The organism is Ornithinimicrobium sp. CNJ-824 (genome assembly GCF_001942405.1).
Classification (GTDB): Bacteria; Actinomycetota; Actinomycetes; order Actinomycetales; family Dermatophilaceae; genus Ornithinicoccus; species Ornithinicoccus kibberensis.
Genome location: NZ_MKKA01000007.1, coordinates 34,683 through 61,179 on the forward strand (window position 1 = coordinate 34,683; position 26,497 = coordinate 61,179).

A 26,497-nucleotide genomic window follows, 5' to 3' on the forward strand; every position below is an offset into this window, starting at 1 on the left:
GGCCCTCGGGTCGGTGGTCACGGTCGCTCCCGTCCGTCCTCGCCCGCGGTCAGCCAGGCGGCCGCCACCTCCAGGTCGTGGGGCGTGGTGATCTTCATCGCCCGGGGCGACCCCTCGACGACCGTGACCCGCCCGCCGTGCGCCTCGACGAGTCCGCAGTCGTCGGTGACCGTCGGCGGCCCGCCGCCCGCGGCGTGTTCGCCCTCGCCCCCGCCCGGCCCGCCGCGAAGGGCGGCGTGGGCGCGTTCCAGCGTCTCGCGCAGGAAGCCCTGCGGAGTCTGGACGGCCCTCAGGCGGGACCGGTCGAGGGTGGCGACCACGGTCTCGACGCCGGTCGGCCCGGACCGGACCTGCTTGATCGTGTCGGTCACCGCCACGGCCGGGGTGACCGCCGGGTGGCCGGAGTGCACCGCGTGGACGACCCGGTCGAAGACCTCGACAGGGGTCAGCGCCCGGGCCGCGTCGTGCACCAGGACCACCCCCACGCGCCGGGGGAGCGCCGCCAGCCCGATGGCCACCGAGTCCGACCGCTCGGCCCCTCCGGCCACCACCTGGACCCGGCCGCGGCGCGGGTCGTCGAGGGCGCGGACGGACGCGGCCACCTCGGCGAGGGCCGCCTCGTCAGGGGGAGCCACGACGACGACGTCGGTGATCGCCCGGCAGCGCAGCGCTCCCCGCAGGGCGTGCACCAGCACCGGGGCGGCAGCCGTGCCGGAACCGAGCGGCACGAGCGCTTGGGGCGGCCGGCGCCCAGCCGGGTGCCGCTCCCGGCGGCGACAAGGATGAGGCCAGCACCGACGGTGTCGTCGGGCCGGCCGGACATCCTGCTCAGGAGGCGAGGACCTCGTCGAGGGTGGCCTCGGCGGTGTCCTCGTTGGTCTTCTCCGCCAGCGCGAGCTCGGAGACGAGGATCTGGCGGGCCTTGCTCAGCAGCCTCTTCTCGCCGGTCGAGAGGCCGCGGTCCTTGTCGCGGCGCCACAGGTCGCGGACGACCTCGGCCACCTTGATGACGTCGCCGGAGGCGAGCTTCTCCAGGTTGGCCTTGTAGCGGCGCGACCAGTTGGTCGGCTCCTCGGTGTGCTCGGCGCGCAGCACCGCGAACACCTTGTCGAGGCCGTCCTTGCCGACGACGTCGCGGACGCCGACGAGGTCGCAGTTCTCCGCCGGGACCTCGATGGTGAGGTCCCCCTGGGCCACCTTGAGCTTGAGGTACAGCTTCTCCTCACCCTTGATGGTGCGTGTCTTCATCTCTTCGATGAGAGCGGCTCCGTGATGCGGGTACACAACCGTCTCGCCGACCTTGAACGTCATTCAGATAGCCCCTTTCGCGGACCCTCAGGATATCACGGGGAACTCGCCCGGGGGAATCCGTCGACGACATCTGTGCAGGTCAGCGGCCTACCACACCCCGGGGGTATGCCGTGCACGCGCCGAGGGCGGCGCTCACCGGCCCCCCGGGGAGCGCCGTCGGTGCAGGTCAGCGCGGGTCGGGACCGTCGCGGGGACGGGCACCCACTAGGCTGTGCCGCGTGACCACTGCACCCTCGCCCCGTACGCGCCGCAGCGCCGTGCTGCTCACCGCCGCCGCGGTGGGCGCGGTGGCCCTCAGCGGCTGCTCGACCACGAACCCCGCGACCACCCTCCTGCGCTACGCCCCGTCCGACGGCGTCGAGATGGACGGCGAGAGCATCGCCGTGCGCAACCTGATCGTCGTCAGCCAGGGCGACGGCGCCCCGGGCGTGGTGTCCGGGTCGGTCGTCAACTCCGGCACCGAGTCCGCGACGTTGACGGTGACCGTGGACGGCCAGGAGGCGACGCCCGAGGTGACCGTGGAGCCGGGGCAGGCCGTCCGGCTGGACGGGGCCCAGGCCGACGGGTCCGAGGGCGAGCGCCTCACCGTCGACGGCGTGGACGTCCCTGCGGGGCGGGTCGTCGAGGTGCGGGTCCAGGGTGGCGGGGAGACCCTGGCCGCCGACGCCCCGGTGCTGCTGCCGCAGGGTCCCTACGAGGACTACGCGGACGACGCCGGCGGCACCGTCGAGCCCCCGCAGGCCGACGAGGACGACGCCGACCACTGACGTCCGGGCCGGCACCGGGCACCGACGTCCGGGGGCCGGGTCCGCCAGGCGGTTCAGCCCGCAGGTTCAGATGCCGGCCCGGGGCACCCCGCCGCCGCCGAGGTGGTCGCGGGAGGCGGCCTCCTGCTCGTCCATCCAGACGCCGGTGACCAGGTAGACGACCCGGATGGCCACCGACACGGCGTGGTCGGCGAACCGCTCGTAGTAGCGCGAGAGCAGGGTGGCGTCGATGGCCGCCTGGGTGCCGCCGTCCCACTCCGGCTCCAGGAGGATGCGGAAGACCTCGCGGTGCAGCCGGTCCATGGTGTCGTCCTGCTGCTGCAGCTCGGCGGCGCCGGAGGCGTCCTGGGCCGAGACGATCTCCCCCGACCGCAGGCACATGGCCTGGGCGTGCTCCGACATCTGGGCGAAGACGTCGGTCAGCTCGCCGGAGACGGCGCACACCGGGTAGCGCAACCGGGCCAGCTTGGCCACGTGCCTGGCCAGGTCGCCGCAGCGCTCCAGGTCGGCGCTCATCCGCAGGGTGGTGACCAGCTGGCGCAGGTCGGTGGCGACGGGCTGCTGGCGCGCGATGGCGTCGATCGCCCGGTTGTCCAGGTCCCTGCGCAGGGCGTCGATCTGCTCGTCCTCGCTGATCACCTGCTCCGCCAGCTCCAGGTCGGCGTCGAGCAGCGCCCGCGTCGCGCGCTCCAGGGCCTGCGCCGACAGCCGGCTCAGCTCGACGAGCTCGTCGGAGAGCGTCTCGAGCTCCTCGTGGAACAGACTGCGCATCGGATCGACCGGTCCTTTCGTGGTGGACGTCGTGGGGGGCGCCCCGGGGCCAGGTCCCCATGGTCCCTGGACCGTCCCGGCGGGGTCCGCGCGGACCACCCTGGCAGCGGCGTGTGAACACCGTACGACACGCAGGTGAACTCTGGGCCGCCAGCACCCGGCCGTCAGCGGTCCTGCCCTGCGGAGGTCCGGCCGTGCCCGTCGCGCGGCCTAGGCTGGTCCCGTGAGCCCCGTCATCGCCGCCGTCGTCGGCATGGCCGTCGGTCTGCTGCTGGCGGCCGTCGTCTGGTGGGTCGTCCTGCTCGCCGGTCGGCCGCAGGCGCAGCCGCCCGTGCCGGTCGAGGACCCGCCGGCCCTGCCCGAGGGGGTCCTGGACGTCCTGTCGGTGCTGCGCTCCGGCGGGATCGTCGTGGACCGCAGCGGCACCGTGCGGACGGCGAGCGCCTCGGCGGTCGCCTTCGGCCTGGTCCGCGGACGGGACGTCGTCCACGACGACCTCCGCCAGCTGGTCACCCAGGTGCAGCAGGACGGGGTGATCCGCGAGGCGGAGTACGACATCGCCCGTGGTCCCGTGGGCCCCGGCCGCGCCGTCGTCGGGGCCCGGGTCGCGCCGATCGGCGACGGGCTCGTGCTGGCCCTCGTGGAGGACCGGACCCAGGCCCGTCGGGTCGAGGAGGTCCGGCGCGACTTCGTCGTCAACGTCTCGCACGAGCTCAAGACGCCGGTCGGCGGGCTGGCGCTGCTGGCCGAGGCGGTCGAGGACGCCGCCGACGACCCGGTGGCGGTGGCCCGGTTCGCCGGCCGGATGAAGAAGGAGACCGCGCGCCTGACCCGGCTGGTGAGCGAGATCGTCGACCTGTCCCGTCTGCAGACCAAGGACGTGCTCGACCGGATGGTGGTCGTCGACGTGGCCGGGTGCGCCGAGGAGGCCGCCGACCACACCCGCCTGCTCGCCGGGGAGCGCGAGGTGGTCGCGCTGACCACCCAGGCGCGCGACCGGCTGCGGGTCTACGGCGACCCCGAGCTGATCACCACGGCGGTGCGCAACCTCATCACCAACGCCATCGCCTACTCCGACGACGGCACCCGGATCAGCGTGGTCACCCGGCGGGTGGACGACCTCGTCGAGGTCTCGGTCACCGACCAGGGCCGCGGGATCCCGGTCGCCGACCAGGAGCGCATCTTCGAGCGCTTCTACCGCGTGGACGCCGCCCGGTCCCGCAGCACCGGGGGCACCGGCCTGGGCCTGTCGATCGTCAAGCACATCTGCGCCAACCACGGCGGCGAGGTGACCGTCTGGAGCAAGGAGGGGCAGGGGTCCACCTTCACCCTCCGCCTGCCCGCGGTCGTCGGGGACGACCGTCCGGTCGGGTCCGCGGCCCCGCACGGGCCCGGGCAGCACCCGGTGGAGCCGCCGTCGGGTGAGCTCCCCGGGGACGGCGCCCGGCCCCGCGCCGACGGCATACCCTGGGCCCCGTCCACGACCGCCGCACCCACGGCCCCACGGAAAGGTGACCATCGATGACGCGGATCCTCGTGGTGGAGGACGAGGAGTCCTTCTCCGACCCCCTGTCCTACCTGCTGGAGAAGGAGGGGTACGACGTGGCGGTCGCCGAGACCGGCCACGAGGCCCTGGCCGAGTTCGACCGGGGCGGCGCCGACCTGGTGCTCCTCGACCTCATGCTGCCCGGCCTGTCCGGGGTGGACGTCTGCCGGGCGCTGCGCCAGCGCTCGAGCGTGCCGGTCATCATGCTGACCGCCAAGGACTCCGAGGTCGACAAGGTGGTGGGGCTGGAGATCGGGGCCGACGACTACGTCACCAAGCCCTACTCCGGCCGGGAGCTGCTCGCCCGCATCAAGGCGGTGCTGCGCCGCGGCGCCGAGCCCGAGGAGCTGCTGCCCGCCACCGTCGAGTCCGGACCGGTGCGGATGGACGTCGAGCGGCACACGGTCCAGGTCGACGGCCGGTCGGTCTCGCTGCCGCTCAAGGAGTTCGAACTGCTGGAGATGCTGCTGCGCAACGCCGGCCGGGTGCTGACCCGGGGCCAGCTCATCGACCGGGTGTGGGGCAGCGACTACGTCGGGGACACCAAGACGCTGGACGTGCACATCAAGCGGCTGCGCGCCAAGGTCGAGCCGGACCCCTCCCGCCCGGTGCACATCGTCACGGTGCGGGGGCTGGGCTACAAGTTCGAGGCCGCCGCCTGAGCCCGGGCGACGGGACCGAGGGGCCCCGTCGCCGGCCCGGCACGGCCGCTCAGGCCTTGGCCCTGCCCTGGTTGGCGACCTGCTCGATCGCGGCCGCGGCCGCGTCGGGGTCCAGGTAGCGTCCGCCCCGGGTGACCGGCTCGAGGTCGGCGTCGAGCTCGTACAGCAGCGGGATGCCGGTGGGGATGTTCAGCCCGACGATGTCGTCGTCGCTGATCCCGTCGAGGTGCTTGACCAGGGCCCGCAGGCTGTTGCCGTGCGCGGCGACGAGCACGACCTTGCCCGCCCGCAGGTCGGGGACGATCGAGGAGTCCCAGTAGGGCAGCATCCGGGCGATGACGTCCTTGAGGCACTCCGTCTCCGGGATCGGCCCGTCCGCGTCGGCGTAGCGGGGGTCCCCGGCCTGGGAGAACTCCGAGTCGGCCTCGATCGGCGGCGGGGGGGTGTCGAAGCTGCGCCGCCAGAGCATGAACTGCTCCTCGCCGTACTTCTCCCGCGTCTCCGCCTTGTCCAGCCCCTGCAGGGCCCCGTAGTGACGCTCGTTGAGCCGCCAGGACCGCCGCACCGGGATCCAGTGGCGGTCGGCGACGTCGAGGGCCGTGTTGGCCGTGGTGATCGCCCTGCGCAGGAGCGAGGTATGCAGGATGTCCGGGAGCAGCTCCTCGGCGGCCATCAGCTCGCCGGCCCGGCGGGCCTCCTGACGGCCCTTGTCGGTGAGGTCCACGTCCACCCAGCCGGTGAACAGGTTCTTGGCGTTCCACTCGCTCTCGCCGTGGCGGAGCAGGACGAGGGTGTGCGCGACGTCGCTCATGCCCCCACCCTACTGGGGGGTCCGCCCCCCGGCACCGGGGGCGGGCGGCTCCTCCGACTCGTCCTCCAGCGCCTCGAGCTCGGCCCGGAACGCCGCGAGGTTGGCGGTGGACTCGCCGCGGGACCGGCGCCACGCCCACTCCCGCCGGATCGAGGTCCAGAAGCCCAGCCGCAGCAGGTCGTCGAAGGGGTCGTCGCAGGCCGCCAGGACCGCGCCGAGCAGCTCGTCGACGGCCGCCTCGTCGATCCCGGCCAGCGGCGTCCGCCCGGTGACGTAGACGTCGCCGACGGCGTCCACGGCATACCCGAGCCCGGGCAGGCGCAGCGCCCGCCGCAGCAGGTGGCGGTAGAAGTCCTCGTGGTTCTCGTCCGGGTTGCGGATGACGAAGGCACGCAGCTCCATCGCCCGCTCCCCGACGAGGAGGGACACCACCGTGCGCAGCTTGTGCTCCCCGGGCAGGGTGACCACCGTCTCGCCCGGGCGGGTGCCCTCCTCCCAGTCCGCGCCCACCCGGTCGAGCAGCAGCCGCAGGTGGTCGACCGGGTCCGCGGCGGTGGGCCGGCTCATGCGACCCCCCGTCCCGCGCCGCGCCGCGCGGCGACCGCCCCGGCGTAGACCTCGACCAGCCGGTCGACGGTGACCTCCCACGAGAACCCGGAGGCGTGCTCGACGGCCCGGTTCCGCCAGGCCTGCCGTTCCGCCGGGACCGCGAGCGTGTCGAGCGTCGTCGCGAGGGCGTCGGCCCACCCGGCCGGGTCGTGCCCCTCGACGAGGACGCCCGCGTTCCCGACCGCGACGGGCAGCCCGCCCACGTCCGCGGCGACGACCGGGGTGCCGCACGCCAGGGCCTCGACCGCGACGAGGCCGAACGACTCGTTGTAGGACGGCACGGCCACGAGGTCGGCCGCGCGGTACCAGTCGGCCAGCTCCTCCCGGGAGACCGGCGGGCCCATGCGCACCACGCCCTCGAGCCCCTCCTCGTCGACGACCCGCTGGACCAGGTCCGGGCGGGTCACGCCCGAGCCGGACAGCCCACCGAGGACCGCCACGACCAGACGGTCCCGCAGTGCGGGCCGTCGCCGCAGCAGCACGGCGGCGGCCCGCAGGAGCACGTCGGGGGCCTTGAGCGGCTGGATCCGCCCCACGAACAGCAGGACGACGGCGTCGGTGGGCAGGCCGACCCGTCGACGGGCCTCGTCCTGGGGGCCGGGGCGGAAGGTCTCCAGCGCCACCCCGGGGGTGACGACGTGGACCGTTGCCGGGTCGGCGTCGTAGAGGTCGACCAGCTGCCGGGCCTCCTCGGGGGTGTTGGCCACGAGGGCGTCGGCGATGGCCACCACCTGCTCCTCCCCGATCACGCGGCCGCGCGGCTCCGGGTCGTCCCCCTCCGCCAGCGCCTCGTTCTTGACCTTGGCCATGGTGTGCATCGTGTGCACGAGCGGGACGTCGAAGCGCTCCGAGGCCAGCCAGCCCACCTGCCCGGAGAGCCAGTAGTGGGCGTGGATGAGGTCGTGGTGGTCCTCCGGGTGCTGGGCCACGTGGTGGGAGGTGGCCGCGGTGAAGGCGCACAGCTGGCCCGGCAGGTCCTCCTTGCCCAGGCCCTCCAGCGGGCCGGCGACGACGTGGTGGACCACCACGCCCGGCGCCAGCTGGACCGCCTCGCCCTGGGCCCCGCTGGTGGCCCGGGTGAAGATGTCGACGGCCACCCCGCGAGCGGCCAGCCGGGTCGCGGTCTCGACGACGTAGACGTTCAGCCCCCCGGCGTCCCCGGTGCCGGGCCGCTCCAGCGGGGAGGTGTGCACCGTCAGCATCGCCACCCGGGTCAGGCCCCCGTCAGCGTCCGGAGGAGTCCGCACTGGTCATCGGCCCAGTGTCCCACGCCTGTCCAGGCATACCCTGGCACCGTGGCAGCTCGTCCCGTCGGCAGCATCACCCGCGGGACCACCAACCCCAACCGCCTGCGCCGGGTCGACCGGTGGACCGCCGCCACGATGGCACCGCTCGTGCGGGGACCGGTCGCACCGCCGCTCGTCGTGGACCTGGGCTACGGCGCCTCCCCGGTGACCGTGCTGGAGCTGGCCGCGCGCCTGCGTCGGGTCCGGGCCGACGTCCGCGTGCTGGGCGTGGAGATCGACCCGGCCCGGGTGGACCGGGGTCTGGCCGTGGCCGACCCCCCGGCCGTCGACTTCGTGCTCGGCGGGTTCGAGGTGCCGGTGCCCGACGGGAGCCCGGTGGTGCTCGTGCGGGCCCTCAACGTCCTGCGGCAGTACGACGAGGCGCAGGTCGTCGACGCCTGGACCAGCATGGTGGCCCGCCTCGTGCCCGGCGGTGCCCTGGTCGAGGGCACCTGCGACGAGCTGGGGCGGCTGGCCGCCTGGGTGGACGTGCGCCGGGGCGAGGACGGTCTGCCGGCGCCGCGCACGCTCACGCTGGCCTGGCGGCTGGCCGGGCTCGAGCGGCCCTCGGTCGTGGCCGAGCGTCTTCCGAAGGTGCTCATCCACCGCAACGTGCCCGGTGAACCGGTGCACGCGCTGATGACGGACCTGGACCGAGCCTGGGCCCGGCACGCCCCGCTGGGGGGCTACGGGGCCCGGCAGCGGTTCGTCGCGACGGTGCGGGAGCTGGCCGACCGCGGCTGGCCCGTCGTGGGCGGCCCGGCCCGGTGGCGGCTGGGCGAGCTCACGGTCGCGTGGCCCTCGGTCGCGCCGGCTCAGCCCCGGGTGTAGTCGTCCTCCAGCCGCTCGATGTCGGCCTCGTCGAAGTGGCCGAAGGCCATCTCGAGCACGCGTGCCGTCCGGTCGCCGGGGTTGCCGAGGCGGTGCGTCGCCCCGGCCGGCACCCACACCTGCTCGCCCGGGGCCACCGACCAGCTCCGCTCCCCCACCGTCACCTCGACCGGACCGTCGACCACGTGCCACATCTCCGAGCGGTGGGCGTGCCGCTGGAGGGACAGCCGGTGGCCGGGCTCGACCGAGATGACCTTGACCGTGACGGGCTCGCCGGTCGTGAACTGCTGGAACCTCCCCCACGGGCGCTCCTCGACGAGGATGCCCCGGGTCCGGTCCCGCTGCACGTCCGAGGCCCGCTCCGACCCGCGGTCGTGGCCCTCCGGCGGTCCCGCCGTGCCTGTCCCTGTCGTCCCTGTCCCTGACACTCCTGCTCCCGGCCTCTCTGCGCCGCACGTCACCGGGCTCCCCTCCGGCCGTCGTGCCCTCCTGCTCCCTCTCAGGTCGCCGAGAGGAACTCACCGACGAGGTCACGGGTGCGCCCGCGGTGCTCCCACATGATGCCACCAGGGCCCGACAGGTGCAGCACCGAGCGCGGCAGCAGGGCCGCCACCTCCCGCGCGACGGACGCCGGGTGGAGCGCGTCGCCCTCCTGCCCCAGCACGAGCACCGAGCAGGGGACGCGCCCCAGCAGGGCGGGGTCCGGGACGGGGACCCGGTCGACGAGGACCCGGAGCACCGCGGGCACGCCGCTGCCGACGAGCTCCTCGGCCCGGTCGCGCGACCAGCGCACCACCGCCGGGTCGGTCCGCACCGGCGCCGGCTGGTCGGCGAGCAGGTGGGCGGCGACCGCGTCCACGTGCCCGGCGTCGACGAGGTCGGCGAACCGGCCGAGGCGGGCGGTCGCCGCGTCGTCCCGCACCCGGTCGAGGACGGCGGGCAGCACGAGGACCACCCGGTCGAACCGGTCAGGGTCCTCGGCCAGGCCGGCCAGGAGGCTCCCGCCCCCATGCTGATCCCCAGCGCCCGGTCCGCGCCGACCGCCCCGGCGACCGCCCACAGGTCGGCCGCCAGGTCGGCATACCCCCACCCGGTGCCGGACGGCCGGTGCGAGCGGCCGTGGCCGCGCTGGTGGACGAAGGTGCGCGTCCCGGCGACCTTCCCGGCGTAGGGACGGGTGGTGGCGATCGACCCGCCCGCGCCGTGCGCGAACACCGTGGACGGGCTCCCCCGTCCGCTGGTCAGCACCTCCAGGGGTCCGTCCCGGCCGTCGAGGAGGGTGGTCCGGGGCGCGCCGGGGCGCACGCTCACCAGGGACCGTAGGGCCCCATGTGGGACCCCGAGCCGCCGCCGCGCTGCTGGACCGACCGCAGGGCCGGCCGGACGTCGGCGTGGTAGACGCCGGCCGCGACGATGGCCACCAGGTTGAAGATGTTGAACGGGCTGAACATGAAGATGAACCCGACGGCCGTGGCCCCGCCGGTGACGAGCAGCCAGAACGTCTTGGTCCGCTTGCCCGCGGCCACGAAGGCGTCGGGACGGGTGCGTGCGGCGTCCACGAGGGCCCAGACCATCATGGCGAGGACGCCCACGCCGATGACGGTCATGAGCAGGTCCTGGGCCGTGTAGATGGCAGGCATGGGCCCAGCGTATGCGGTGCGGCTGGGGGTGGGCTGGACCGCGCGCCCGGTCAGGCCCCGCCTCAGGTGTCGACGACGACCGTGAACGGACCGTCGTTGACCAGCTCCACCTGCATCGTCGCGCCGAAGACACCGGTGGCCACCTCCACGCCCCGGCCGCGCAGGTCCGCGACGACCGCCTCGACGAGCGGCTCGGCGACCTCACCGGGAGCGGCGTCCCCCCAGGACGGGCGACGGCCCTTGCGGGTCTGTCCGTAGAGCGTGAACTGGCTGACGACGAGGACGGCCGCCCCGACGTCGACGACGGACCGCTCGTCGCGCAGGATCCGCAGCTCGGCGATCTTGCGGCCCATCCGCTCCACCTCCGCCGGGCCGTCGTCGTGGGTGGCGGCCACGAGCGCGACCAGGCCAGGCCCGATCGCCCCGACGACCTCCCCCTCGACGACGACCTGGGCACGGGTGACCCGCTGGAGGACCGCCCTCACGCGATCCCCACGGCCCGGACCCCGCCCACGACGTCGCCGTGCCCGCGGACGACCGCGCGGGCGTCGAGCTGGTCGAGCAGGGCCGCGACCTGCGCGTCGTCCCGGCCGACCCCGAGCCGGCGCAGCACGGCGGTGGTCACGACCACGCGGGCCCGCTCGGCCCCGTCGGTGATCTTGACGACCACCCCGTGCCCGTCGGCCAGGCCCACGGCGTAGACCGACTCGGCGCCGTCCTTGGCGATCAACCCGGGGACGCCCCCGACGAGCAGGGTGACGTCGCGGCCGGTCCCGCCCAGGTGGCGCGGGTGGGCCCGGACGGCGTCGGCGACGCGGCCCTCGGGCGTGCCCGGGTCGGCGGCGGCGATCCGGCCGAAGGCCCTGGCCAGCCCGGCCGGGCTCACCGCCAGGGCGGGCGCGCCGCAGCCGTCGACGGTCACGGCCGCGACCCGTTCGCCGGTCAGCTCCTCGACGGTCTCCACCGTCAGCCGCTGCAGCGGGTGCTGCGGGTCCCGGTAGGTGCTCGGGTCCCAGCCCGCGGCCACGCAGGCGGCCAGCATGCCGGCGTGCTTGCCGGAGCAGTTCTGCGCCAACGACGTCGGGGCCCGACCGGCGGCAAGCCACCGACCACGCACGTCGGGGTCGAGCGGCAGGTCGGAGGTGTTCTGCAGGGCGTCCTCGTCCAGCCCCGCCGAGCGCAGGGTCGCCAGCGCACCCTGCTGGTGGATCTCCTCCCCGGAGTGGCTGGCGCAGGCGAGCGCCAGCAGCTCGCCGGACAGGTCCGCCCCGGCGCGGAGCATCGCCACCGCCTGGAGCGGCTTGAGCGAGGAGCGCGGCAGCACGGGGGCCTGGACCGGGCCGAGGGCCAGCACGGTCGCGCCGTCCGCCGCGGTGGCCACGACGATCCCGTGGTGGACCGACTCGACGAAGCCGCTGCGCACGACCTCCGCCACGACCGGGGCGTCGGCGAGCGGGCTGGTGCTCGGTCCCCCCGTGCTCGTGCGCCCGCTCACCGGGTCCTCCTGTCCTTGACGCCGAGCAGCTCGCGGGTCTGCTCCGGGGTCATCGGCGGCCGCTGCATCGTCGTGGCCAGCCCGGCGGCCCGCTCGACCAGCTCGGCGTTGTGCTGCACCTGCTGCCCCCGGGCATACAGAAGGTTGTCCTCCATCCCCACGCGCAGGTGCCCGCCCATGGCCAGCGCCGCGGCGGCGACCGGCAGGTGGGCGCGGCCGATGCCGGTGGCCGACCAGCTGGTCACCTCCTCCGGCAGCGCCTGCACGCCCGCGACGAGCGCCTCGACCGTGCCGGGCATCCCGCCGGGCACGCCGGTGACGAAGTCGACGTGGACCTTGCCGCCGTAGGGCAGCCCGTGCTGGTCGAGCAGCCGGCGCAGCGCGGCGACGTGGCCCAGGTCGAACAGCTCGAACTCGGGCACCACCTGCTGCTCCTGCGCCTGCACGTAGAGCTCGCTCATGAAGGGGTAGGGGTTGAGGAACACGTCGTCGCCGAAGTTGACGGTGCCGCAGGTCAGCGAGCACGAGTCCGGCTCCGCGTCGAGGACGGTCAGGCGGCGTTCCAGCGGGTCGTGGACCGAGCCCCCGGTCGAGAGCTGGACGACCAGGTCGGTCGACTCGCGCAGCGCCTGGACGGTGTCGCGCAGCCGGACGGGGTCCAGGGTCGGGCGGTGGCCGTCCTCGGGGTCCCGCACGTGCACGTGGACGAGCCCGGCACCGGCCTGTTCGCACCGGCGCGCGGTCTCGACCAGCTCCTCGAGGGTGGTCGGCAGCTGGGGGACGTCGGCCTTGGCGGTCTCGGCGCCCGTGGGCGCCACCGTGATCAGGGTCGGGGCAGGCATGGGGCCGATCCTGCCAGCCGGGCCGGGCCGGCATCGATGCGGGTGGAGGTGGTGCCGCCGTCAGGGCAGCCGGGCCTGCCGCATCAGCGGCGAGGGGTAGACGGTGCCGACCCGGACCCCGTCCAGCCACCGGGTGAGCCGGTCGGCCTCGACGTTCAGGGCCCTGCGGGCCTCGGCCGGCAGGCGGACGTCGGGGGCGGCCACCACCTGCACCACGCCCTCGTCGTCCTGGACCCACGCCCCGACGACCCGGCCGTCCCACCAGGCCGTGGTGCCCGCGTTGCCGTTGGTGTCGAACAGGAAGGGCCGCAGCCGCGGGTCGAGGTAGAAGTCCCGTCCCCTCCAGCCCATCGTCGTCGGGTCGAGCGTGGGCAGCAGGGCCGCCCAGGGCTCCACCGGCCCCACCGGGTCGAGGTCGTCCGGGAGCAGCCACGCCGTCGACCCGTCGTCGAGGACGACCTGCACCGCGTCGACGGCGGCGAGCGCCGCGCGGGCCGCCGTCCGGGTGGACCCCAGCCACCACTGGAGGTCCTCGAGCGTGCCCGGCCCGAAGGTGCGCAGCCAGCGGCGGACGAGCTCGGCATACCCCTCCGCGGTCCCGGTCGGCTCCACCTGCCCGCCGAGCCACTCGTCGGCGAGCACCCAGGTGGGCCGGTTGAGCCGCCAGTGACCGGCGTTCGGCCCACGGACGACCAGCCCCTCGGCGCCCAGCAGGGTGAGCACCCGGGGCGCCAGCGGAGCAGCCCCGCCGTAGCTCTTGCCGGGCGCGTGGACCACCTGGCCGGCCAGCTCGGGCAGCTCCTCGCGCAGCTGGCGGGCATTCGTCGGCGCCGCCCCGGTCAGCCGGTCGAGCACCCCGCTGCGGGCACGGTCCACCCAGGCCTCCCCGTCCGGGGCGACGCCGTGCCGCTCCACGTCCCGCACGAGCGCCCTGCGCTGGGTCTGGGCGACCCGCGCGGACGCGCTGCCCAGCACCGCGGGCAGCAGGTCCCGCGGCAGGACGAACAGCGTCCGGCGCATCGCCAGCTGCTTGACCAGCGACCGGTCCTCGCCGAGCACGCGGTCGACGTCCTCGGGCGCCGGGGGTGCCTCCGGGTCGGTCCTGGCCCGGACCGCCAGGTGCACCGTGGCGGCCTCGGTCGCGTGCAGCACCGTCATGGCCCGGGCCGCGGCCACCGGGTCGGGAACCCGGTGGTCGGGGTGGAGCGCGTGCCGGACGGCCAGCCTGGCCCGCCGTTCCCGGTCGTCGACGGTGCGCACGCGGCGGGCGGTCAGCCGGTCAGGGGCCGCCGGGCCGTCGCCAGGAAGACCTGGTAGCCCCGACCGTCCTTCTCGATGCGGGTGCAGTCCTCCACCCGCACGTCGACGAGGCCGACCGCCTCGAGGTCGGCGGCGAGCTCGGCCCGGTCGAACCCGTGGTGCCCGTCGAAGTCGTGCTGGTGGAAGGAGCCGTCCTCCTGGTCGAGGTCGGCGATCGCGAGGTGCCCGCCGGGGGTGAGCAGGTCGGCCAGCGCCGCCAGCGCGGCGTCCAGCTGCTGCACGTGGTGCAGCACGAGCGAGCCGACGACGAGGTCGAACCGTTCCTGCGGCACCTGCTGCATCTCCACGTCGAGGGCGACCACCCGGGCGTCCGACGGCAGGGCTCCCGTGGCGACCTTGTCCGCCATCACCGCCCGCATCCCGGCGGAGGTGTCGGCGAGGGTGATCGGCCCGACGCGGTCCTGCAGCGCCTGGGAGACCAGGCCCGTGCCGGCGCCGTACTCCAGCATCCGCTCGGCCCCGGTCAGGGGGACCGCGGCGGCCACGGCCTCGGCCACCTCGTGGGCCCGCCGGACCTTGTCCGGGTCGTCGTCCCAGGTGGCGGCCCGCTCGTCGAAGTGCTCCGCGTGCATGGTCGTGCGCTCCTCGGTGGGTAGGGTCCTCGGTCCCTCAGCGTGCCACGGGCGGGCGCGGGGCGGAGGGTCGTTCGCGCCGGGCCGGCTTCTCCGGGACCACGATCGCGGTCTGCGCGGCCGAGACGTCGCCCGCCAGGAGCACGGCCTCGGGGTCGCTGGCGTACCGGACCACGCCGAGCCCGATCGGGCCCTCCTCGGAGTGCCGGGCGACGCTGGTCAGCGTGCCCACGGCACGGCCGCCCTCCACCGGCACCAGCTCGGTCCCGGGGTCGGGCAGGACGTGCCCGGACCCGTCGAGGTGCAGGAAGACGATCCGGCGCGGGGGCCGGCCCAGGTTCTTCACCCGGGCGACCGTCTCCTGGCCGCGGTAGCAGCCCTTCTCCAGGTGCACCGCGGTGCGCAGCCAGTCCAGCTCGTGCGGGATGGAGCGGTGGTCGGTGTCGACGCCGGCCCGGGGACGCCAGGCGGCGACGCGCAGCGCCTCGGCCGCCCACGTCCCGGCCAGCGGCCGTCCGCCGACGGCCGCCTCGAGCTCGTCCCTGGGCACGAGCAGCTCCCGCCAGGCGCGGCCCCGGGCGGGGTGCTGGTCCTCGGGCGGTCCGTAGGCGAAGGTCTGGCCCTCCTCCCGGGGCCACGGGTCGACCCAGGCGAGGGGCTCGCCGGGGGCCGACCCGGCCCCCACGGGCTCGCCGAGCACGGCATACCCCTCGGTGACGTCGGCGACCTCCACCCGGAGCATGAAGCGCATCGAGTCCAGCCAGGCCGCGACCGCGGGGGCGGCCCCGGGCTCGGTGGTCAGCCAGGTCGTCTCCTCGTCGTCGACCACGTGCAGCGCGTGCTCCACGTGGCCCTTGGGCGAGAGGACCAGGGTCTCGGCCGAGGCGCGCGGCGCCAGGCCGAGCAGGTGCTGGGTGGTCAGCGAGTGCAGCCAGGACAGGCGGTCGGGCCCGGTGACGGTGACCACGCCCCGGTGGGACAGGTCGACCACCGCCAGCCCCTCGGCGAGCAGGCGCTGCTCCTTGGTGGGGTTGCCGTAGTGGGACGCCACGCCGGCGTCGGGCCCGGTCGCCTCGACGGCGCCGGGACGGGTGAGCAGCACGCTCATGGCACGGCTCCTTCGGTGGGGGTATGGAGTGCTCCGCCCCGCCACGCTACGTCACCGGGCGCCGTGGGCCCGGTTGTCAGTCCCGCGCCCTACACTGCCCGCCATGGGGTTCACCGACCGCTCCGCCCGTGACCGGGGCGACACCGCACCGACCCGTCGTCGCCGTCGCGGCGGTCCCCTGCGGGCGCTGACCGCGGTCGTGGGGCTCGTGGCGCTGCTGGGGGTGCTCGTGCTGGGCGGGTACGCGTTCTGGCTGCAGCGCACGGTCTCGAGCAACATCGAGCACGACGACCTGGTGGCCGAGGACCGGTCCACCATCACCCTCTCCCCCGACGTCTCCGGCGGCCAGCGCCCCGGGCAGGACGGGGCCGACGAGGAGGGCGACGGCAGCGAGCAGCCGTCCGAGACGGGCGACACCGACGGGGAGGGCAGGGTCGACGCCGAGGACGACCCGGAGGTCGCCGAGGTGGACGACGAGGTCGCCCCCATCGTCGGCGACGACGGCCAGGAGATCGACGTCACCGGCGTCGAGGTCGAGGCCAGCGTCCCGGCCCGGCCCGGCGAGGCCGGCGACGCCCTGAACTTCCTCATCATCGGCAGCGACAGCCGCGACCTGTCCGTCGAGCGCGGCCGGTCCGACGTCATCGTGCTGGCGCACGTCGACGACGAGCGCGAACGGGTCGACCTCGTGCACTTCCCCCGCGACCTGTTCGTCCCGATCGCCGGGACGGGCGGCAGCAGCAAGATCAACGCGTCCTACGCCTACGGCGGGGCCCCCCTGCTCATCCAGACGCTGCAGCCGCTCATCGGTGTGCCGATCGACCACGTCGTCATCGTCAACTTCGAGAGCTTCAAGGCGATGACCGACGCCATCGGCGGGGTCAACGTCCAGGTCACCGAGGCCGGCGGCGGCTTCGACGTGGGGACCCACTACATGGACGGCGAGCAGGGCCTGCGGTTCGTCCGCGAGCGCTACTCGCTGAGCCAGGGCGACATCTCCCGCGGCGAGCGCCAGATGCAGTTCGTCAAGGCGGTCATGCTCAAGGCGCTCTCCCGGGAGACCCTGACCAACCCGGCCCGGCTGGCCAGCTTCGTCGACGCGGCCACGACCAACCTCACCGTCGACCAGGACCTGCGCGTGGGCGACATGCGCAACCTGGCCTTCGAGCTGCGCGGCCTGCGGGGCGGGGACATCCACTTCTGGCAGGGACCGTGGCGGGGCATCGACATGCACCCGGTCGCCGGCTCCATCGTGCTCATGGCCGACGACCAGATGGCCACCCTCGGCGAGCACCTGCGCACCGACACGATGGAGTCCTACTCCGACCCGGTCTCCCCCCGGACCGGCTTCGGCGGCTGAGGTCCGCGGGCGGCGCCCCGGTCAGACGCGCTGCAGCTCGGCGGACACGTGCGACTGCAGGGCGTGACCGGTGGCCGCCATGTCCATGACCCACATCATGTTGCCGTTGACGTAGCCGTACATCCGGTGGGCCGCGGTGTACTCCTTGGCGTGCGGGCTGCGGATGACGCCGTCGGTGCGCAGCTCGACCCGGGCCGGCTGGGTGTGGCCGTAGTACATCTCCACGATGCCAGTCGGGTGCGCCAGCACGAGCTCCACCTCGCCGTCGGCCTGCGGCCGCCAGAACCCGGTCTCGACCGCCGCCTCCTTGACCTTGTTGCCGTGCTCGTCGAGCAGCCAGGCCCGGGAGGTCCACATGAGGAAGGGCCGGCCGTCGTGGGTGACGTCGATCTCCTGGCCGAAGTTGCGGGACTCGATCGAGGGGTAGCCGACGACCCCCGCACCGGCCCAGGAGCCGATCATCCAGGCGAGGGGGGCCAGGTCGGGGTGCATGGTGGGGTCGAGCTCGATAGGCACGCACCCATGGTAGGGGTCCGGGCGTCGGGCCGTCGGACCGCTCAGGCGACGGCGTCGGGCACGAGGGCCAGCGCCACCAGGTAGGGCACGGCCCCGACCACGAGCACGGAGGCGATCGCGGTCACCAGCCGGGGGCGAGGCAGGGCCAGGGTCGGCAGCGGCGCCAGCACCGCCCGCACGGCCTGGCTGAGGGCGGCGCTGACCACGCCGACGAGCAGCCACGTCGTCCACGGGACGTCGAGCAGGAGCGCGACGAGCACGGCGGCCGCCCCGCCGCCGACCATCGCCAGCGGCACCAGCCAGCCCCGCAGACCGGGCCAGCGGCCCAGGAGGTCGGTGCCGGCGGAGGCCACGGCCGCCGCCAGGGCGCCGAGCACGAGGGCGGTGCCGTCGGCCGTGTGCGCGGGCGGGACCAGCAGGACCCCCACGGCGACCAGCGTGAGCGCCAGCACGACCGAGCTGACCGACACCACGAGGCGGGGACGCCCGTCGCGGCGGAACAGCTGGTGGGCGAACGCGGCGATCATCGAGATGCTCAGCGCGGCCGGGACCCACACCAGCCAGGGCGGGTCCGGTCGCGTGCCCACGGCCAGGACGAGCGCCAGCCCCCCGACGACGATGACGCCCAGCGACCCCCGCGGCGTCGGCAGCGCCAGCGCCCCGGCCCACCCCCAGGCCAGCGCCACCACGGCCGCCGCGAGCGCGAAGGTCAGCACCGCCGGGGACACGGCCGCGGCCAGGGCCAGCACCCCGGCCACCGTGGACACGGCCCCGGCCACGTGCGCCGACGGCGTGATCCGCGGGCGGCGCGCAGGCACGGGAGGCATGCCCCCATCCTGCCGCACGCGGTCCGTGCGGGCCGGGCACGGTGGCCAGCGCGACTAGGCTGGGCCCCGTGGCCGACCTGGTCCTCCTGACGCCCCGCACCCCGGCCGACGCCGCGGTGGCCCAGGTGGCGCCCGGACTGGTCCTGCTGCCGCACCGGGTGACCGTCCTGGGGATGGACGTCGGGGCCCTGGTCTCCCGCCCCGGCCGCGAGCCGGCACTGGTCGTCGTGGACGCGGTCACCGACCTGGTCGCCGCCCACGGCGTCCTGCGCACCCTGGCCGCCCTCGAGCTGGCGTCCCCCGTGCTGGCCGTCGTCGCCGACGCCGCCCTGGGCCTGCTCGACGACAGCTGGCCCCTGGACGACCTCGTCCTCACCGGGGCCGGTCCCGCCGAGGTCGCCGCCCGCGTGCGCCTCCTGCTCGCGCGACGGCATACCCTCCTCCGACCGGTGACGGCGGGCGCACCCGGCCCTCGGAGCACGGCGGAGGGCCGGGACCCCACGGGCGGGCGCCGTCCGCGGACGAGCCGCAGGCCATCCGCGTCGCGGACGTGGTGGTGGACGAGGCCAGCTGGACGGTCCGGGCGGGCGGGCAGGTGCTGGACCTGACCTACAAGGAGTTCGAGCTGCTGCGCTACCTGGTCGGCAGGCCAGGCCGGGTGGTCACGCGTGACACCCTCCTGCAGGAGGTCTGGGGGATGGACTACTACGGCGGCACGCGCACCGTCGACGTCCACATCCGCCGGCTGCGGGCCAAGCTCGGGCCCGAGCGCGAGTCGCTCATCGGCACCATCCGCGGCGTGGGCTACCGGTTCAGCGGCCCGCGCGGTGGCGAGGACGGGTGACCGTGCCAGACTGAGCCCATGTCTGGCCAGAGCCCCACCGTCGAGGAGCTTGCCCACCCCTCCCCGCCCCGCCTGTCCGGCGACGTGCTCGCGCTCGCCGTGCGCGCGGCCCAGCACGACGGCGTCCGACCGCTCTCCGAGCAGACCGTGCTCGAGGCCCGCCGGTTCTCCGACGAGGTGACGGTGCCCACCTCGACGCACCTGGTGGTCACGCAGGAGGTGCCGGGGACGCCCACCCCCCGGGTCCTGGCCTACGGCCACGTCGACTGCGGGGACCCCGACCACCCCTCCGCCGAGCTCGTGGTCGACCCCGAGCACCGGCGCCGCGGCCTGGGCGGGATGCTGCTGGACCACGTGCTGCGACGCTGGCCGGACGTGCGGCTGTGGAGCCACGGCGACCTGCAGGACGCCCGCCGTCTCTACACCTCGCGCCAGCTGGTCGTCGTCCGCGAGCTGTGGCAGATGAGCAGGCCGTTGCGGGGCGAGTGGAGCGACCTGCCCGACCACGTCGAGCTGCCCGAGGGCTTCGCCGTACGTCCTTTCGTCGTGGGCCAGGACGAGGAGCCGTGGCTGGTGGTCAACGCCCGGGCCTTCGCCGACCACGCCGAGCAGGGCCGGATGACCCTGACCGACCTGCGGGAACGCGAGCAGGAGCCGTGGTTCGACCCGCAGGGCTTCCTCGTCGTCGAGGACACCACCGACGTCGACCCCGACGGCAACGCCCGGATCGCGGCCTTCCACTGGACCAAGGTGGAACCCGCGCAGGCGGGCGGCCAGCCCACCGGGGAGGTCTACGTCGTCGGCGTCGACCCCGACTACCAGGGCCGGGGGCTGGGCCGGGCGGTGACCCTGCTGGGGCTGCAGCACCTACGCAACGTGGGGTGCGAGGTGGCCACCCTCTACGTGGACGGCGACAACGCCTCCGCGATCGCCACCTACGGCCGGCTCGACTTCGAGCGGTCGGCCGTGGACGTCATGTATGCCGCCGGGCCCGACCGGTCGTGAGCGCCGGGGTCCCGCTCGTGCGGGCCGCGGGGGTGCTGCCCCACCGGGTCCACGAAGGGGTGCTGCAGGTCGCCCTGGTGCACCGACCCCGGTACGACGACTGGTCCTGGCCGAAGGGCAAGCTCGACCCCGGTGAGGACTTCGCCACCGCCGCGGCCCGCGAGACCTTCGAGGAGACCGGCCTGCGGGTGCGGCTCGGCCGGCCGCTGCCGGAGTCGCGCTACGCCCTGGCCGGAGGCCAGGACAAGGTGGTGCGCTACTGGGCCGGGGAGGTGGTCGGCGGCGAGGGACGGCTTGAGCACGAGGTCGACGAGGTGCGGTGGATGTCGCCGACCCTGGCCGCCCGCCGGCTGACCTACGGGCGGGACCGCGACCAGCTGGACGCCCTGGTGGACCTCGCCGGTCGGCGACGCCTGGCCAGCTGGCCGCTGCTCGTCGTCCGGCACGCGCACGCGCATCCGCGCAACGGGTGGTCCGGGCCCGACCCCCTGCGTTTGCTGAGCCCGGTGGGGGTGCGCCGGGCCGCGCGGATGACCGGCATCCTGGGCGCTACGCCCCGGTGCGGGTGCTCACCAGCCCGTCCGTGCGGTGCGCGGACACCGTCGCCCCCTACTGCACCGCCCGCGGCGTGGAGCTGGTGGCCAAGAAGGGTCTGTCCGAGGAGGGCTTCGAAGAGCGGCCCGAGAAGGTCGACAAGCACCTCCGCCGGCTCCTGGCCGCGGCGGAGCCGGTCGCCGTCTGCACGCACGGACCGGTCATGGGTCCGTTGCTGCGCGCCCTGCTGGGACGCGCCGGGGCGGACCTTCCCGGCACCGACCGCCGGATGCTGGCCCGCCTGCTCGACGTCGGTCTCGACAAGGGCGAGGTGCTGGCCCTGACGATGGTGGGGGCCGGCGACGGGGCCGAGGTCGTCGCCGTCGTGCGGCACCGGCCGCCGGGCTGAGCCGCCGCCCACCGGAGGGGTGGGTGGTGCGTGCCGGACCGGGAGCGCCTCTCGGCGCGAGGCCGCTCGAAGCGGCGAATGTTGGAGCCCGGGGCTGCCGCGGCCCGGCACGCGACAGGAGACAACGAGGCGGGCCCGGGGTTTGTTCCCACCGGCACCGGGTCGTCGCCGGCCGGACTCAGTCGGCGGCCTCGTAGGCGCGGACCAGCCATCCGTCGACCTCGTCGTCGACCTCGTCGGGGGACCGCAGCTCGAGGTGGTGCATCCACGTCCTCGGGGAGGGGTGGGCCACCTCCTTCCACCGGGCGGAGGGGTCCCGGGCGGGCAGCACGACCGAGAGGACGGCGGGCACGGCGCTGCGGACGTAGCGCCCGGGCCGCCACACGTAGGCGAAGCCGCGGCGGCGGCGGAAGGCGACCTGGCTGCGGGACACCCTCACCTCTACCGGTCCGAGGGCCCGGACCGCCCGGTCGACCTCCTGGAGGATCGCCAGCCCCTCGGGGGACCCGGCGAAGAGCTCCTCGGTGCTCACCACCGCGGCCCGACCTCGCCCGCTAGTGCAGCGACTCGCGTCGCCACAGGCGGGCGCTGGCCAGCAGGTCGTCGGCAGTGTCCCGCATCCGGGCCGCCCGGCGCACCTGCTCGGCCGGGATCTCCCCCGGCCCCGGCTCGGCGAGGCCGACCGCCGCCACGTGGCAGAACGCCGAGGCCCGCTCCAGCGCCAGCCCCAGGTCCCCGTCGAAGACCCCGGTGAGGATCTCCTCGGTGAGCCGGCGCAGCGCCTGCGGGTCCGGTGGCTCGGCGACCCCGGCCACGGCGGACCAGACCTCGGTGTGCGAGCGGCCCAGGGTGAACAGCCGGCCCACCTCCTCGGGCTGGCGCAGCACCCACTCGTGCAGCAGGTAGAGGCGCCACAGCGCACCCGGGAGGGTCCTGGCGGGGCGGTCGGCCCACATCTGCGCCACCGTCGCCAGGCCGACCTCGGACACGAGGTTGACGAGCCGGTCGGTGACCTGGGGGTCGCCGCTGTCCCGGCCCCGCCCGACGACCAGCTGCGCGGTGCGGTGGGCCGCGTCGGCCACGTCGAGCGGGTCGACGCCGTCCGCGGCCGCGTCCAGCGCCTCCGGCGGCCGCAGCGTCGGGCGGTGGAACGGCCGCCGCTGCCCGTCGCTCACGACCAGCCCCCGACCACGGCCACGGAGTCGGCGCCCAGCACGAGGCGGTCCTGCTCCACCGTGACCTCGCCGAACCGGGCGAGCACCTCCGCGTGCTCCGGCAGGTCGACCGTGGCCGTGCCCTCCCGCAGCAGGACGAGCACCCCGACCGCGCCGCGTGCCACGGTGAGCAGCTCGCCCCCGCCCGCCGGCTCACGCCGTACCTCGGCCTCGCCGAGCGGGGTCTCCCGCAGGGCGGGCCTCTCCCGGCGCAGGCGCAGCAGGGTGCGGTACCAGTCGAGCATCGTGGCGTGCTCCCCGCGGTGCACCTCCTCCCAGCGCAGCGTGGACGCGGCGACCGTGCCGCGGTCCTGCGGGTCCGGCACGTCACCGGCCCACCCGTGCTCGGCGAACTCCCGCTCGCGCCCCTCGCGGATGGCCTGCGCCAGCCAGTCCTCGGCGTGGTCGGTGAAGTACTGCCACGGGGTGGACGCGGCGTACTCCTCGCCCATGAACAGCATGGGGGTGTAGGGCGAGGTGAGCAGCAGGGCCGCCCCGGCCGCGTGCCGCCCTGCGGGGATGCCGTGGTGCACCCGGTCCCCGGCGGCCCGGTTGCCGATCTGGTCGTGCGTCTGGAGCGAGGCCACGAACCGCCAGCCCGGCGTCACCCGCGGGTCGACGGGACGCCCGTGGACCCGCCCCCGGAAGGTCGAGTACGTCCCGTCGTGCAGGAACGGGCTGCGGCCCAGGACCTTGACGGCCGCGTCCGGGTCGGTGAAGTCGTGGTAGTAGCCCTGCGACTCCCCGGTGAGCAGCACGTGCAGCATGTGGTGCACGTCGTCGGCCCACTGGCCGTGCAGCCCGTAGCCGCCGGAGCCCCCCGGCCCGCGGAGCGCCACGAAGGAGGGGTCGTTGCGGTCCGATTCGGCCACGAGCGTGCGCGGGACCCCGGTCTCCCGGGCGATCTCGTCGGCGAGCGCGGCCTGCTCCTCCAGCAGGTGCACGGCCCGCTCGTCGTGCAGGGCGTGGACGGCGTCCAGCCGCAGGCCGTCGAGGTGGTAGTCCTCCAGCCAGAGGCGCACGTTGTCGAGCAGGAAGGCGCGCACCTCGTCGCTGCCGGGCCCGTCGAGGTTGACCGCGTCGCCCCAGGGGGTGTGGTGGCGGTCGGTGAAGTAGGGGCCGAACTCGGCCAGGTAGTTGCCGCTGGGGCCGAGGTGGTTGTGCACGACGTCCAGCCAGACGGCTAGGCCGCGAGCGTGCGCGGCGTCGACGAGCCGGGCCAGCCCCTCGGGGCCGCCGTAGGTCTCGTGCACGGCGTAGAGGTCCACCCCGTCGTAGCCCCATCCGTGCCGGCCGGGGAAGGCGGCCACCGGCATGAGCTCGACGACCGTGACGCCGAGGTCGACGAGGTGGTCGAGGTGGTCGACGACCGCGTCGAAGGTGCCCTCGGGGGTGAACGTGCCCACGTGCAGCTCGTAGACGACTGCGTCCCGCAGCTCGACGCCGTTCCATCCGTCGTCGGTCCAGGCGAAGGTCCCGGTGTCGACGAGCGCGCTCGGCGCGTGCACCCCGTCGGGCTGCCGGCGGGACCGTGGGTCGGGCCGTGGGTCCCCGCCGTCGAGGGCGAAGGCGTAGCGACCGTCGCCGGGGTCGGTGCTCAGCGCCCACCAGCCGCCGTCGACCTGCGTCATGGGTTCGACGCGGGGGTCCTGGACCCCGACGTGCAGGTCGACCCGCTCGGCGTCCGGGGCCCAGACGCGGTAGGTGTGGGCGGAGGAGGTCATCGAGGTCCTTCCTGGAGGTCGCGGGCACGGACGAGCAGGGCCACGGGGAACCGGTCGAAGACCTCCCGGGCCAGCACGCCCTCGTCGCCGACGTGGTGGTCGCGGCCGGTCAGCGCGTCGGTCCACACGTCCGGCGGCAGCGGGACCCGGGTGTCCCGCAGGCCGCCGGCGGCGCCGAGCGCGCGGGGGGCCCGGATGGTCAGGGTGGCGGCGACGCCGCCGCGGAGGAAGCCGAGCACGTGCGGCCCGGCCTCGACGGGGGCGTGGTCCGCGCCCGGTCCGTAGGCCTGGGGCAGCCAGCTGCGCAGCCGCAGGGTGCGGGAGGTCACCCAGAGCACCTCGTCGGACAGGTCGCGCAGGTCGCCCCCGCCGTCGACCCGGCGCAACCGCTCCATCCGCCCGTCGTAGTCGACCGGTCGGCGGTTGTCGGGGTCGACGAGCGAGAGGTCGACCAGCCCGGCCCCCTGGTAGGTGTCCGGCACGCCCGGCACGGTGAGCTGGACGAGCTTCTGGGTCAGCGTGAGGGTGCGCACGGTGGGCTCGTTGTCCCGCAGCGCCGCGCCGATCGCCTCGCTCACCTCGCCCTCGGAGACCATCTCGCTGGCCAGGGCCGTCACCCGGGCCTCGTAGGCCTCGTCCGGCTCGACCCAGCTGCTGTGCAGCTTGGCCTCGCGGACGGCCTTGGTGAGGTAGGCGTGCAGCCGCTCCTCGGACACCCGGCCGGCGCCGACGAGGGTCTGCCAGACCAGGTGGGCGGTGGGCGCGTCCACCCCGTGCCGCTGGGCCGCGGCGGCCCCCGCCGCCGAGAGGGCCCGCCAGGCGTCGGCGTCCCCCGCGACCGCCAGGATCCGGGCGCGCACGTCCTCGCTGCGCTTGGTGTCGTGGGTGGACAGGGTGGTCATGCCCCGGGGCCAGTGCCGGGCCTGGTGGGCGGCCCAGGCGTGCAGGACGTCCACGTCGGGGCGCTCGCCCCGGGACGGGTCGGCGCCGACCTCGTTGAGCGCCACCAGCCGGTGCCAGCGGTAGAACGCGGTGTCCTCGATGCCCTTGGCCATGACCGGCCCGGTCGTCTGCTGGAAGCGCAGACACAGGTCGGCCGCCGCGGCGGGGTCGGACCCGTTGCCCTCGGGGTGGAGCAGCACCTCGGCGAGGGCGTCCACCTCGGCCAGCAGGTCGGGCCGGGTCGCCCGTGCCCGCTCGACCGCCTCGATCAGCGGCGCCCGCAGCTCGGGCGGGTCCTCCAGGCCGGGCCGGATGTAGGCCCGGTAGGCGTGCACGTCGACGAGCAGCTCGGCGAGCGCCGCCCGCAGCCGGTGCTCGTCGTGCCCGGGGAGCGCCTCGACCGCGCGACGCACCAGCCGGCCCATCTCCGGCTGCAGGAGGGCCTCCACGGCCTGCCGCTTGCACCGGTCGACCTCCACGTCGAGGTCGGGCTCCCCGCCGGTGGCGAACCACGCCGTCGACACCGCGTCGGCGGTCGTGGGGTCCACCAGCGCGGCGGTGATCGCGGCGTTGGCGTCGTAGCCGGTCGTGCCGGCGCACGCCCAGCCGCGCGGCAGCCGCTCGTCGCCCTCGAGGATCTTCTCCACCCACACGGGGGTGCCCGGACGCACCGAGGAGGCAAGGGTCTCCAGGTATGCCGTGGGGTCGGCCAGCCCGTCGGGATGGTCGATGCGGAACCCGTCGACGACGCCGTGGTGGTGCAGGTCGAGCAGCTCGGCGTGGGTGGCCTCGAAGACGTCCCGCTCCTCGACCCGCACGCCGATGAGCTGGTCGACCTCGAAGAACCGCCGGTAGTTGAGGACCTGGGCCGCGTCCTTCCAGAAGCCCAGCCGCCAGTGCTGGGCCTCCAGCAGCGCCGGCAGGTCGTCCAGCAGGTGCTCGGTGCCGGGGGCCACCGGCCAGACGTGGTCGAAGTAGCGCACGACCGGCTGACCGGTGATGCGGCCCTCGCCCTCGTCCTCCCGGCCCCGGTCGACGGTGAGCTCGCCGGCGGCGAGCACCTCCTCCAGGGGGGCGCCCAGGACAGGCAGCCCGAACCGTCCGTCGAGGTGGTCCCAGTCGACGTCGAACCAGTGGGCGCGGGCCGCGCCCCGGCCCTCGCGCAGGGTCTCCCAGACGGGCGCGTTGCGCCACAGCGGCTCGACGAGCGCCATGTGGTTGGGGACGATGTCGACGACCACCCCCATGCCGCGGGCGTGCGCGGCGTCCGCCAGGCGGGTCAGCCCCTCGCGACCGCCGAGCTCGGCGCTGACCCGGGTGTGGTCGAGCACGTCGTAGCCGTGCTCGGAGCCGGGCACCGCGGTGAGCACGGGCGAGAGGTAGAGGTGGCTGACGCCGAGGGCCTCCACGTAGGGCAGGACCGCCTCGGCGTCGGCGAAGGTGAAGCCGGCGTGCAGCTGCATCCGGTAGGTGGCGGTCAGCGGGCGGCGGTCGGGGGCGTTCGGGTTCGTCATGGCTGCTCCAGTGTCCCAGCAAGGACGGGCCGACGAC

Annotated in this window: 31 protein-coding genes and 1 pseudogene; 11 read left to right on the forward strand and 21 right to left on the reverse strand. The window is 75.2% G+C overall.

The features are described from left to right. Window positions 1-17: 17 nt before the first annotated feature. Together BJF81_RS03060 and BJF81_RS03065 are read right to left on the reverse strand one after the other, a co-directional pair. Window positions 18-728 (reverse strand): IspD/TarI family cytidylyltransferase, encoded by a 711-nt coding sequence (locus BJF81_RS03060; RefSeq protein WP_075957106.1) that lies wholly within the window; start codon window positions 726-728, stop codon window positions 18-20. Between the two features lie 100 nt (window positions 729-828). Beyond that, window positions 829-1,311, reverse strand: coding sequence for a CarD family transcriptional regulator (locus BJF81_RS03065; RefSeq protein WP_075957107.1), 483 nt, complete (start codon window positions 1,309-1,311; stop codon window positions 829-831). Window positions 1,312-1,529: 218 nt separating this feature from the next. On the opposite strand from BJF81_RS03065, the gene BJF81_RS03070 reads away from it, so the two are divergent. Further along, window positions 1,530-2,078 (forward strand): hypothetical protein, encoded by a 549-nt coding sequence (locus tag BJF81_RS03070; protein WP_143780639.1) that lies wholly within the window; start codon window positions 1,530-1,532, stop codon window positions 2,076-2,078. Between the two features lie 66 nt (window positions 2,079-2,144). Here the strand turns inward: BJF81_RS03070 and phoU are convergent, their stop codons facing one another. Then, the gene (gene phoU, locus BJF81_RS03075; protein WP_075957109.1) at window positions 2,145-2,849 is read right to left on the reverse strand and encodes a phosphate signaling complex protein PhoU; all 705 of its coding nucleotides are present in this window, start codon (window positions 2,847-2,849) and stop codon (window positions 2,145-2,147) included. Between the two features lie 223 nt (window positions 2,850-3,072). On the opposite strand from phoU, the gene BJF81_RS03080 reads away from it, so the two are divergent. Then, window positions 3,073-4,374 (forward strand): sensor histidine kinase, encoded by a 1,302-nt coding sequence (locus BJF81_RS03080; RefSeq protein ID WP_083663957.1) that lies wholly within the window; start codon window positions 3,073-3,075, stop codon window positions 4,372-4,374. After that, window positions 4,371-5,057, forward strand: a complete 687-nt coding sequence (locus tag BJF81_RS03085; protein ID WP_075957110.1) for a response regulator transcription factor — start codon at window positions 4,371-4,373, stop codon at window positions 5,055-5,057. The genes BJF81_RS03080 and BJF81_RS03085 overlap by 4 nt, the downstream gene beginning before the upstream one ends. Before the next feature lie 49 nt (window positions 5,058-5,106). Here BJF81_RS03085 and BJF81_RS03090 read toward each other — a convergent pair whose 3' ends face one another. From BJF81_RS03090 to mshA, 3 genes are read right to left on the reverse strand one after another with little or no spacing between them, the layout of a single operon-like run. Continuing rightward, window positions 5,107-5,868: a phosphoglyceromutase gene (locus tag BJF81_RS03090; RefSeq protein WP_075957111.1), complete on the reverse strand. Its 762-nt coding sequence runs from the start codon at window positions 5,866-5,868 to the stop codon at window positions 5,107-5,109. Between the two features lie 9 nt (window positions 5,869-5,877). Continuing rightward, the gene (locus BJF81_RS03095; protein ID WP_075957112.1) at window positions 5,878-6,435 is read right to left on the reverse strand and encodes a YbjN domain-containing protein; all 558 of its coding nucleotides are present in this window, start codon (window positions 6,433-6,435) and stop codon (window positions 5,878-5,880) included. After that, on the reverse strand, window positions 6,432-7,679 hold the full coding sequence (mshA, locus tag BJF81_RS03100) for a D-inositol-3-phosphate glycosyltransferase (RefSeq protein ID WP_075957151.1): 1,248 nt from the start codon (window positions 7,677-7,679) through the stop codon (window positions 6,432-6,434). Before mshA ends, BJF81_RS03095 begins: the two co-directional genes overlap by 4 nt. A gap of 93 nt (window positions 7,680-7,772) precedes the next feature. Between mshA and BJF81_RS03105 the strand changes: the two genes are divergently transcribed. Beyond that, the gene (locus BJF81_RS03105) at window positions 7,773-8,594 is read left to right on the forward strand and encodes a class I SAM-dependent methyltransferase (protein WP_075957113.1); all 822 of its coding nucleotides are present in this window, start codon (window positions 7,773-7,775) and stop codon (window positions 8,592-8,594) included. Here the strand turns inward: BJF81_RS03105 and BJF81_RS03110 are convergent. Further along, a complete protein-coding gene (locus BJF81_RS03110) occupies window positions 8,579-8,941 on the reverse strand; it encodes a phosphomannose isomerase type II C-terminal cupin domain (RefSeq protein WP_075957114.1) in 363 nt (120 codons plus the stop codon). The genes BJF81_RS03105 and BJF81_RS03110 overlap by 16 nt on opposite strands. A 152-nt stretch (window positions 8,942-9,093) precedes the next feature. Then, window positions 9,094-9,540 carry an alpha/beta fold hydrolase gene (locus tag BJF81_RS18945; protein ID WP_237769984.1) on the reverse strand — a complete coding sequence of 149 codons (447 nt, stop codon included), beginning with the start codon at window positions 9,538-9,540 and terminating at the stop codon, window positions 9,094-9,096. Between the two features lie 63 nt (window positions 9,541-9,603). Between BJF81_RS18945 and BJF81_RS18950 the strand changes: the two genes are divergently transcribed. Next, complete coding sequence (locus tag BJF81_RS18950) at window positions 9,604-9,765, forward strand: hypothetical protein (RefSeq protein WP_237769985.1); 162 nt, start codon at window positions 9,604-9,606, stop codon at window positions 9,763-9,765. A 136-nt stretch (window positions 9,766-9,901) separates the two neighbouring features. Here BJF81_RS18950 and BJF81_RS03120 read toward each other — a convergent pair whose 3' ends face one another. From BJF81_RS03120 to ygfZ, 7 genes are all read right to left on the reverse strand, one after another. Further along, the gene (locus tag BJF81_RS03120) at window positions 9,902-10,234 is read right to left on the reverse strand and encodes a DUF2516 family protein (RefSeq protein ID WP_075957115.1); all 333 of its coding nucleotides are present in this window, start codon (window positions 10,232-10,234) and stop codon (window positions 9,902-9,904) included. Window positions 10,235-10,296: 62 nt separating this feature from the next. Beyond that, window positions 10,297-10,719, reverse strand: coding sequence for a D-aminoacyl-tRNA deacylase (dtd, locus tag BJF81_RS03125; protein ID WP_075957116.1), 423 nt, complete (start codon window positions 10,717-10,719; stop codon window positions 10,297-10,299). After that, entirely contained in the window at window positions 10,716-11,729 is a 1,014-nt protein-coding gene (locus BJF81_RS03130; protein WP_075957117.1) for an asparaginase, read from the reverse strand. Before BJF81_RS03130 ends, dtd begins: the two co-directional genes overlap by 4 nt. Further along, window positions 11,726-12,571 carry a 3-keto-5-aminohexanoate cleavage protein gene (locus tag BJF81_RS03135; RefSeq protein WP_075957118.1) on the reverse strand — a complete coding sequence of 282 codons (846 nt, stop codon included), beginning with the start codon at window positions 12,569-12,571 and terminating at the stop codon, window positions 11,726-11,728. The genes BJF81_RS03130 and BJF81_RS03135 overlap by 4 nt, the downstream gene beginning before the upstream one ends. Window positions 12,572-12,631: 60 nt before the next feature. Further along, the gene (locus BJF81_RS03140; protein ID WP_075957119.1) at window positions 12,632-13,831 is read right to left on the reverse strand and encodes a winged helix DNA-binding domain-containing protein; all 1,200 of its coding nucleotides are present in this window, start codon (window positions 13,829-13,831) and stop codon (window positions 12,632-12,634) included. A gap of 11 nt (window positions 13,832-13,842) precedes the next feature. After that, window positions 13,843-14,463 (reverse strand): methyltransferase domain-containing protein, encoded by a 621-nt coding sequence (locus BJF81_RS03145; RefSeq protein WP_075957120.1) that lies wholly within the window; start codon window positions 14,461-14,463, stop codon window positions 13,843-13,845. Window positions 14,464-14,500: 37 nt separating this feature from the next. Beyond that, entirely contained in the window at window positions 14,501-15,571 is a 1,071-nt protein-coding gene (gene ygfZ / locus BJF81_RS03150) for a CAF17-like 4Fe-4S cluster assembly/insertion protein YgfZ (RefSeq protein ID WP_075957121.1), read from the reverse strand. A 103-nt stretch (window positions 15,572-15,674) separates the two neighbouring features. Between ygfZ and BJF81_RS03155 the strand changes: the two genes are divergently transcribed. Beyond that, window positions 15,675-16,931, forward strand: coding sequence for an LCP family protein (locus BJF81_RS03155; protein WP_075957122.1), 1,257 nt, complete (start codon window positions 15,675-15,677; stop codon window positions 16,929-16,931). A gap of 21 nt (window positions 16,932-16,952) precedes the next feature. On the opposite strand, the gene BJF81_RS03160 is transcribed toward BJF81_RS03155, so the two are convergent. Both BJF81_RS03160 and BJF81_RS03165 read right to left on the reverse strand, forming a co-directional pair. Beyond that, a complete protein-coding gene (locus BJF81_RS03160; RefSeq protein WP_141338484.1) occupies window positions 16,953-17,447 on the reverse strand; it encodes an FABP family protein in 495 nt (164 codons plus the stop codon). 41 nt (window positions 17,448-17,488) lie between these two features. After that, window positions 17,489-18,274: a hypothetical protein gene (locus tag BJF81_RS03165; RefSeq protein WP_075957124.1), complete on the reverse strand. Its 786-nt coding sequence runs from the start codon at window positions 18,272-18,274 to the stop codon at window positions 17,489-17,491. A gap of 68 nt (window positions 18,275-18,342) precedes the next feature. On the opposite strand from BJF81_RS03165, the gene BJF81_RS18490 reads away from it, so the two are divergent. The 5 genes and pseudogenes from BJF81_RS18490 (at window position 18,343) to BJF81_RS18960 (ending at window position 21,066) form a co-directional block, all read left to right on the forward strand. Beyond that, window positions 18,343-18,882 carry a hypothetical protein gene (locus tag BJF81_RS18490; protein WP_342447059.1) on the forward strand — a complete coding sequence of 180 codons (540 nt, stop codon included), beginning with the start codon at window positions 18,343-18,345 and terminating at the stop codon, window positions 18,880-18,882. Next, window positions 18,831-19,118: a winged helix-turn-helix domain-containing protein gene (locus BJF81_RS20745; RefSeq protein WP_342447060.1), complete on the forward strand. Its 288-nt coding sequence runs from the start codon at window positions 18,831-18,833 to the stop codon at window positions 19,116-19,118. The genes BJF81_RS18490 and BJF81_RS20745 overlap by 52 nt, the downstream gene beginning before the upstream one ends. An 18-nt stretch (window positions 19,119-19,136) precedes the next feature. Further along, window positions 19,137-20,123, forward strand: a complete 987-nt coding sequence (gene mshD, locus BJF81_RS03175; protein WP_075957125.1) for a mycothiol synthase — start codon at window positions 19,137-19,139, stop codon at window positions 20,121-20,123. A 77-nt stretch (window positions 20,124-20,200) separates the two neighbouring features. Beyond that, window positions 20,201-20,422 (forward strand): annotated as a pseudogene (locus tag BJF81_RS18955) (NUDIX domain-containing protein); the annotation flags it as partial. A gap of 266 nt (window positions 20,423-20,688) precedes the next feature. Then, window positions 20,689-21,066: a hypothetical protein gene (locus tag BJF81_RS18960; protein WP_237769988.1), complete on the forward strand. Its 378-nt coding sequence runs from the start codon at window positions 20,689-20,691 to the stop codon at window positions 21,064-21,066. A 178-nt stretch (window positions 21,067-21,244) separates the two neighbouring features. Here BJF81_RS18960 and BJF81_RS03185 read toward each other — a convergent pair whose 3' ends face one another. From BJF81_RS03185 to treY, 4 genes are read right to left on the reverse strand one after another with little or no spacing between them, the layout of a single operon-like run. Next, window positions 21,245-21,598 (reverse strand): DUF5655 domain-containing protein, encoded by a 354-nt coding sequence (locus BJF81_RS03185; protein WP_237769986.1) that lies wholly within the window; start codon window positions 21,596-21,598, stop codon window positions 21,245-21,247. A 22-nt stretch (window positions 21,599-21,620) separates the two neighbouring features. Further along, a complete protein-coding gene (locus tag BJF81_RS03190; RefSeq protein ID WP_075957127.1) occupies window positions 21,621-22,241 on the reverse strand; it encodes a hypothetical protein in 621 nt (206 codons plus the stop codon). After that, on the reverse strand, window positions 22,238-24,004 hold the full coding sequence (gene treZ / locus BJF81_RS03195) for a malto-oligosyltrehalose trehalohydrolase (protein WP_075957128.1): 1,767 nt from the start codon (window positions 24,002-24,004) through the stop codon (window positions 22,238-22,240). The genes BJF81_RS03190 and treZ overlap by 4 nt, the downstream gene beginning before the upstream one ends. Beyond that, window positions 24,001-26,460, reverse strand: coding sequence for a malto-oligosyltrehalose synthase (gene treY, locus BJF81_RS03200; RefSeq protein WP_075957129.1), 2,460 nt, complete (start codon window positions 26,458-26,460; stop codon window positions 24,001-24,003). Before treY ends, treZ begins: the two co-directional genes overlap by 4 nt. Window positions 26,461-26,497: the final 37 nt, after the last annotated feature.

Coding starts and splice junctions, on each gene's coding strand:
- mshA (WP_075957151.1), bottom strand. CDS start 7,679: ATGCTGACGGTGCACACCTCCCCGCTGGAGCGGCCCGGCACCGGGGAC.
- BJF81_RS03165 (WP_075957124.1), bottom strand. CDS start 18,274: ATGCCTCCCGTGCCTGCGCGCCGCCCGCGGATCACGCCGTCGGCGCAC.
- BJF81_RS03085 (WP_075957110.1), top strand. CDS start 4,371: ATGACGCGGATCCTCGTGGTGGAGGACGAGGAGTCCTTCTCCGACCCC.
- phoU (WP_075957109.1), bottom strand. CDS start 2,849: ATGCGCAGTCTGTTCCACGAGGAGCTCGAGACGCTCTCCGACGAGCTC.
- BJF81_RS03120 (WP_075957115.1), bottom strand. CDS start 10,234: ATGCCTGCCATCTACACGGCCCAGGACCTGCTCATGACCGTCATCGGC.
- BJF81_RS03090 (WP_075957111.1), bottom strand. CDS start 5,868: ATGAGCGACGTCGCGCACACCCTCGTCCTGCTCCGCCACGGCGAGAGC.
- BJF81_RS03065 (WP_075957107.1), bottom strand. CDS start 1,311: ATGACGTTCAAGGTCGGCGAGACGGTTGTGTACCCGCATCACGGAGCC.
- BJF81_RS03155 (WP_075957122.1), top strand. CDS start 15,675: ATGGGGTTCACCGACCGCTCCGCCCGTGACCGGGGCGACACCGCACCG.
- BJF81_RS18950 (WP_237769985.1), top strand. CDS start 9,604: ATGCTGATCCCCAGCGCCCGGTCCGCGCCGACCGCCCCGGCGACCGCC.
- treZ (WP_075957128.1), bottom strand. CDS start 24,004: ATGACCTCCTCCGCCCACACCTACCGCGTCTGGGCCCCGGACGCCGAG.
- ygfZ (WP_075957121.1), bottom strand. CDS start 15,571: ATGAGCGTGCTGCTCACCCGTCCCGGCGCCGTCGAGGCGACCGGGCCC.
- BJF81_RS03135 (WP_075957118.1), bottom strand. CDS start 12,571: ATGCCTGCCCCGACCCTGATCACGGTGGCGCCCACGGGCGCCGAGACC.
- BJF81_RS03145 (WP_075957120.1), bottom strand. CDS start 14,463: ATGCACGCGGAGCACTTCGACGAGCGGGCCGCCACCTGGGACGACGAC.
- BJF81_RS03095 (WP_075957112.1), bottom strand. CDS start 6,435: ATGAGCCGGCCCACCGCCGCGGACCCGGTCGACCACCTGCGGCTGCTG.
- mshD (WP_075957125.1), top strand. CDS start 19,137: ATGTCTGGCCAGAGCCCCACCGTCGAGGAGCTTGCCCACCCCTCCCCG.
- treY (WP_075957129.1), bottom strand. CDS start 26,460: ATGACGAACCCGAACGCCCCCGACCGCCGCCCGCTGACCGCCACCTAC.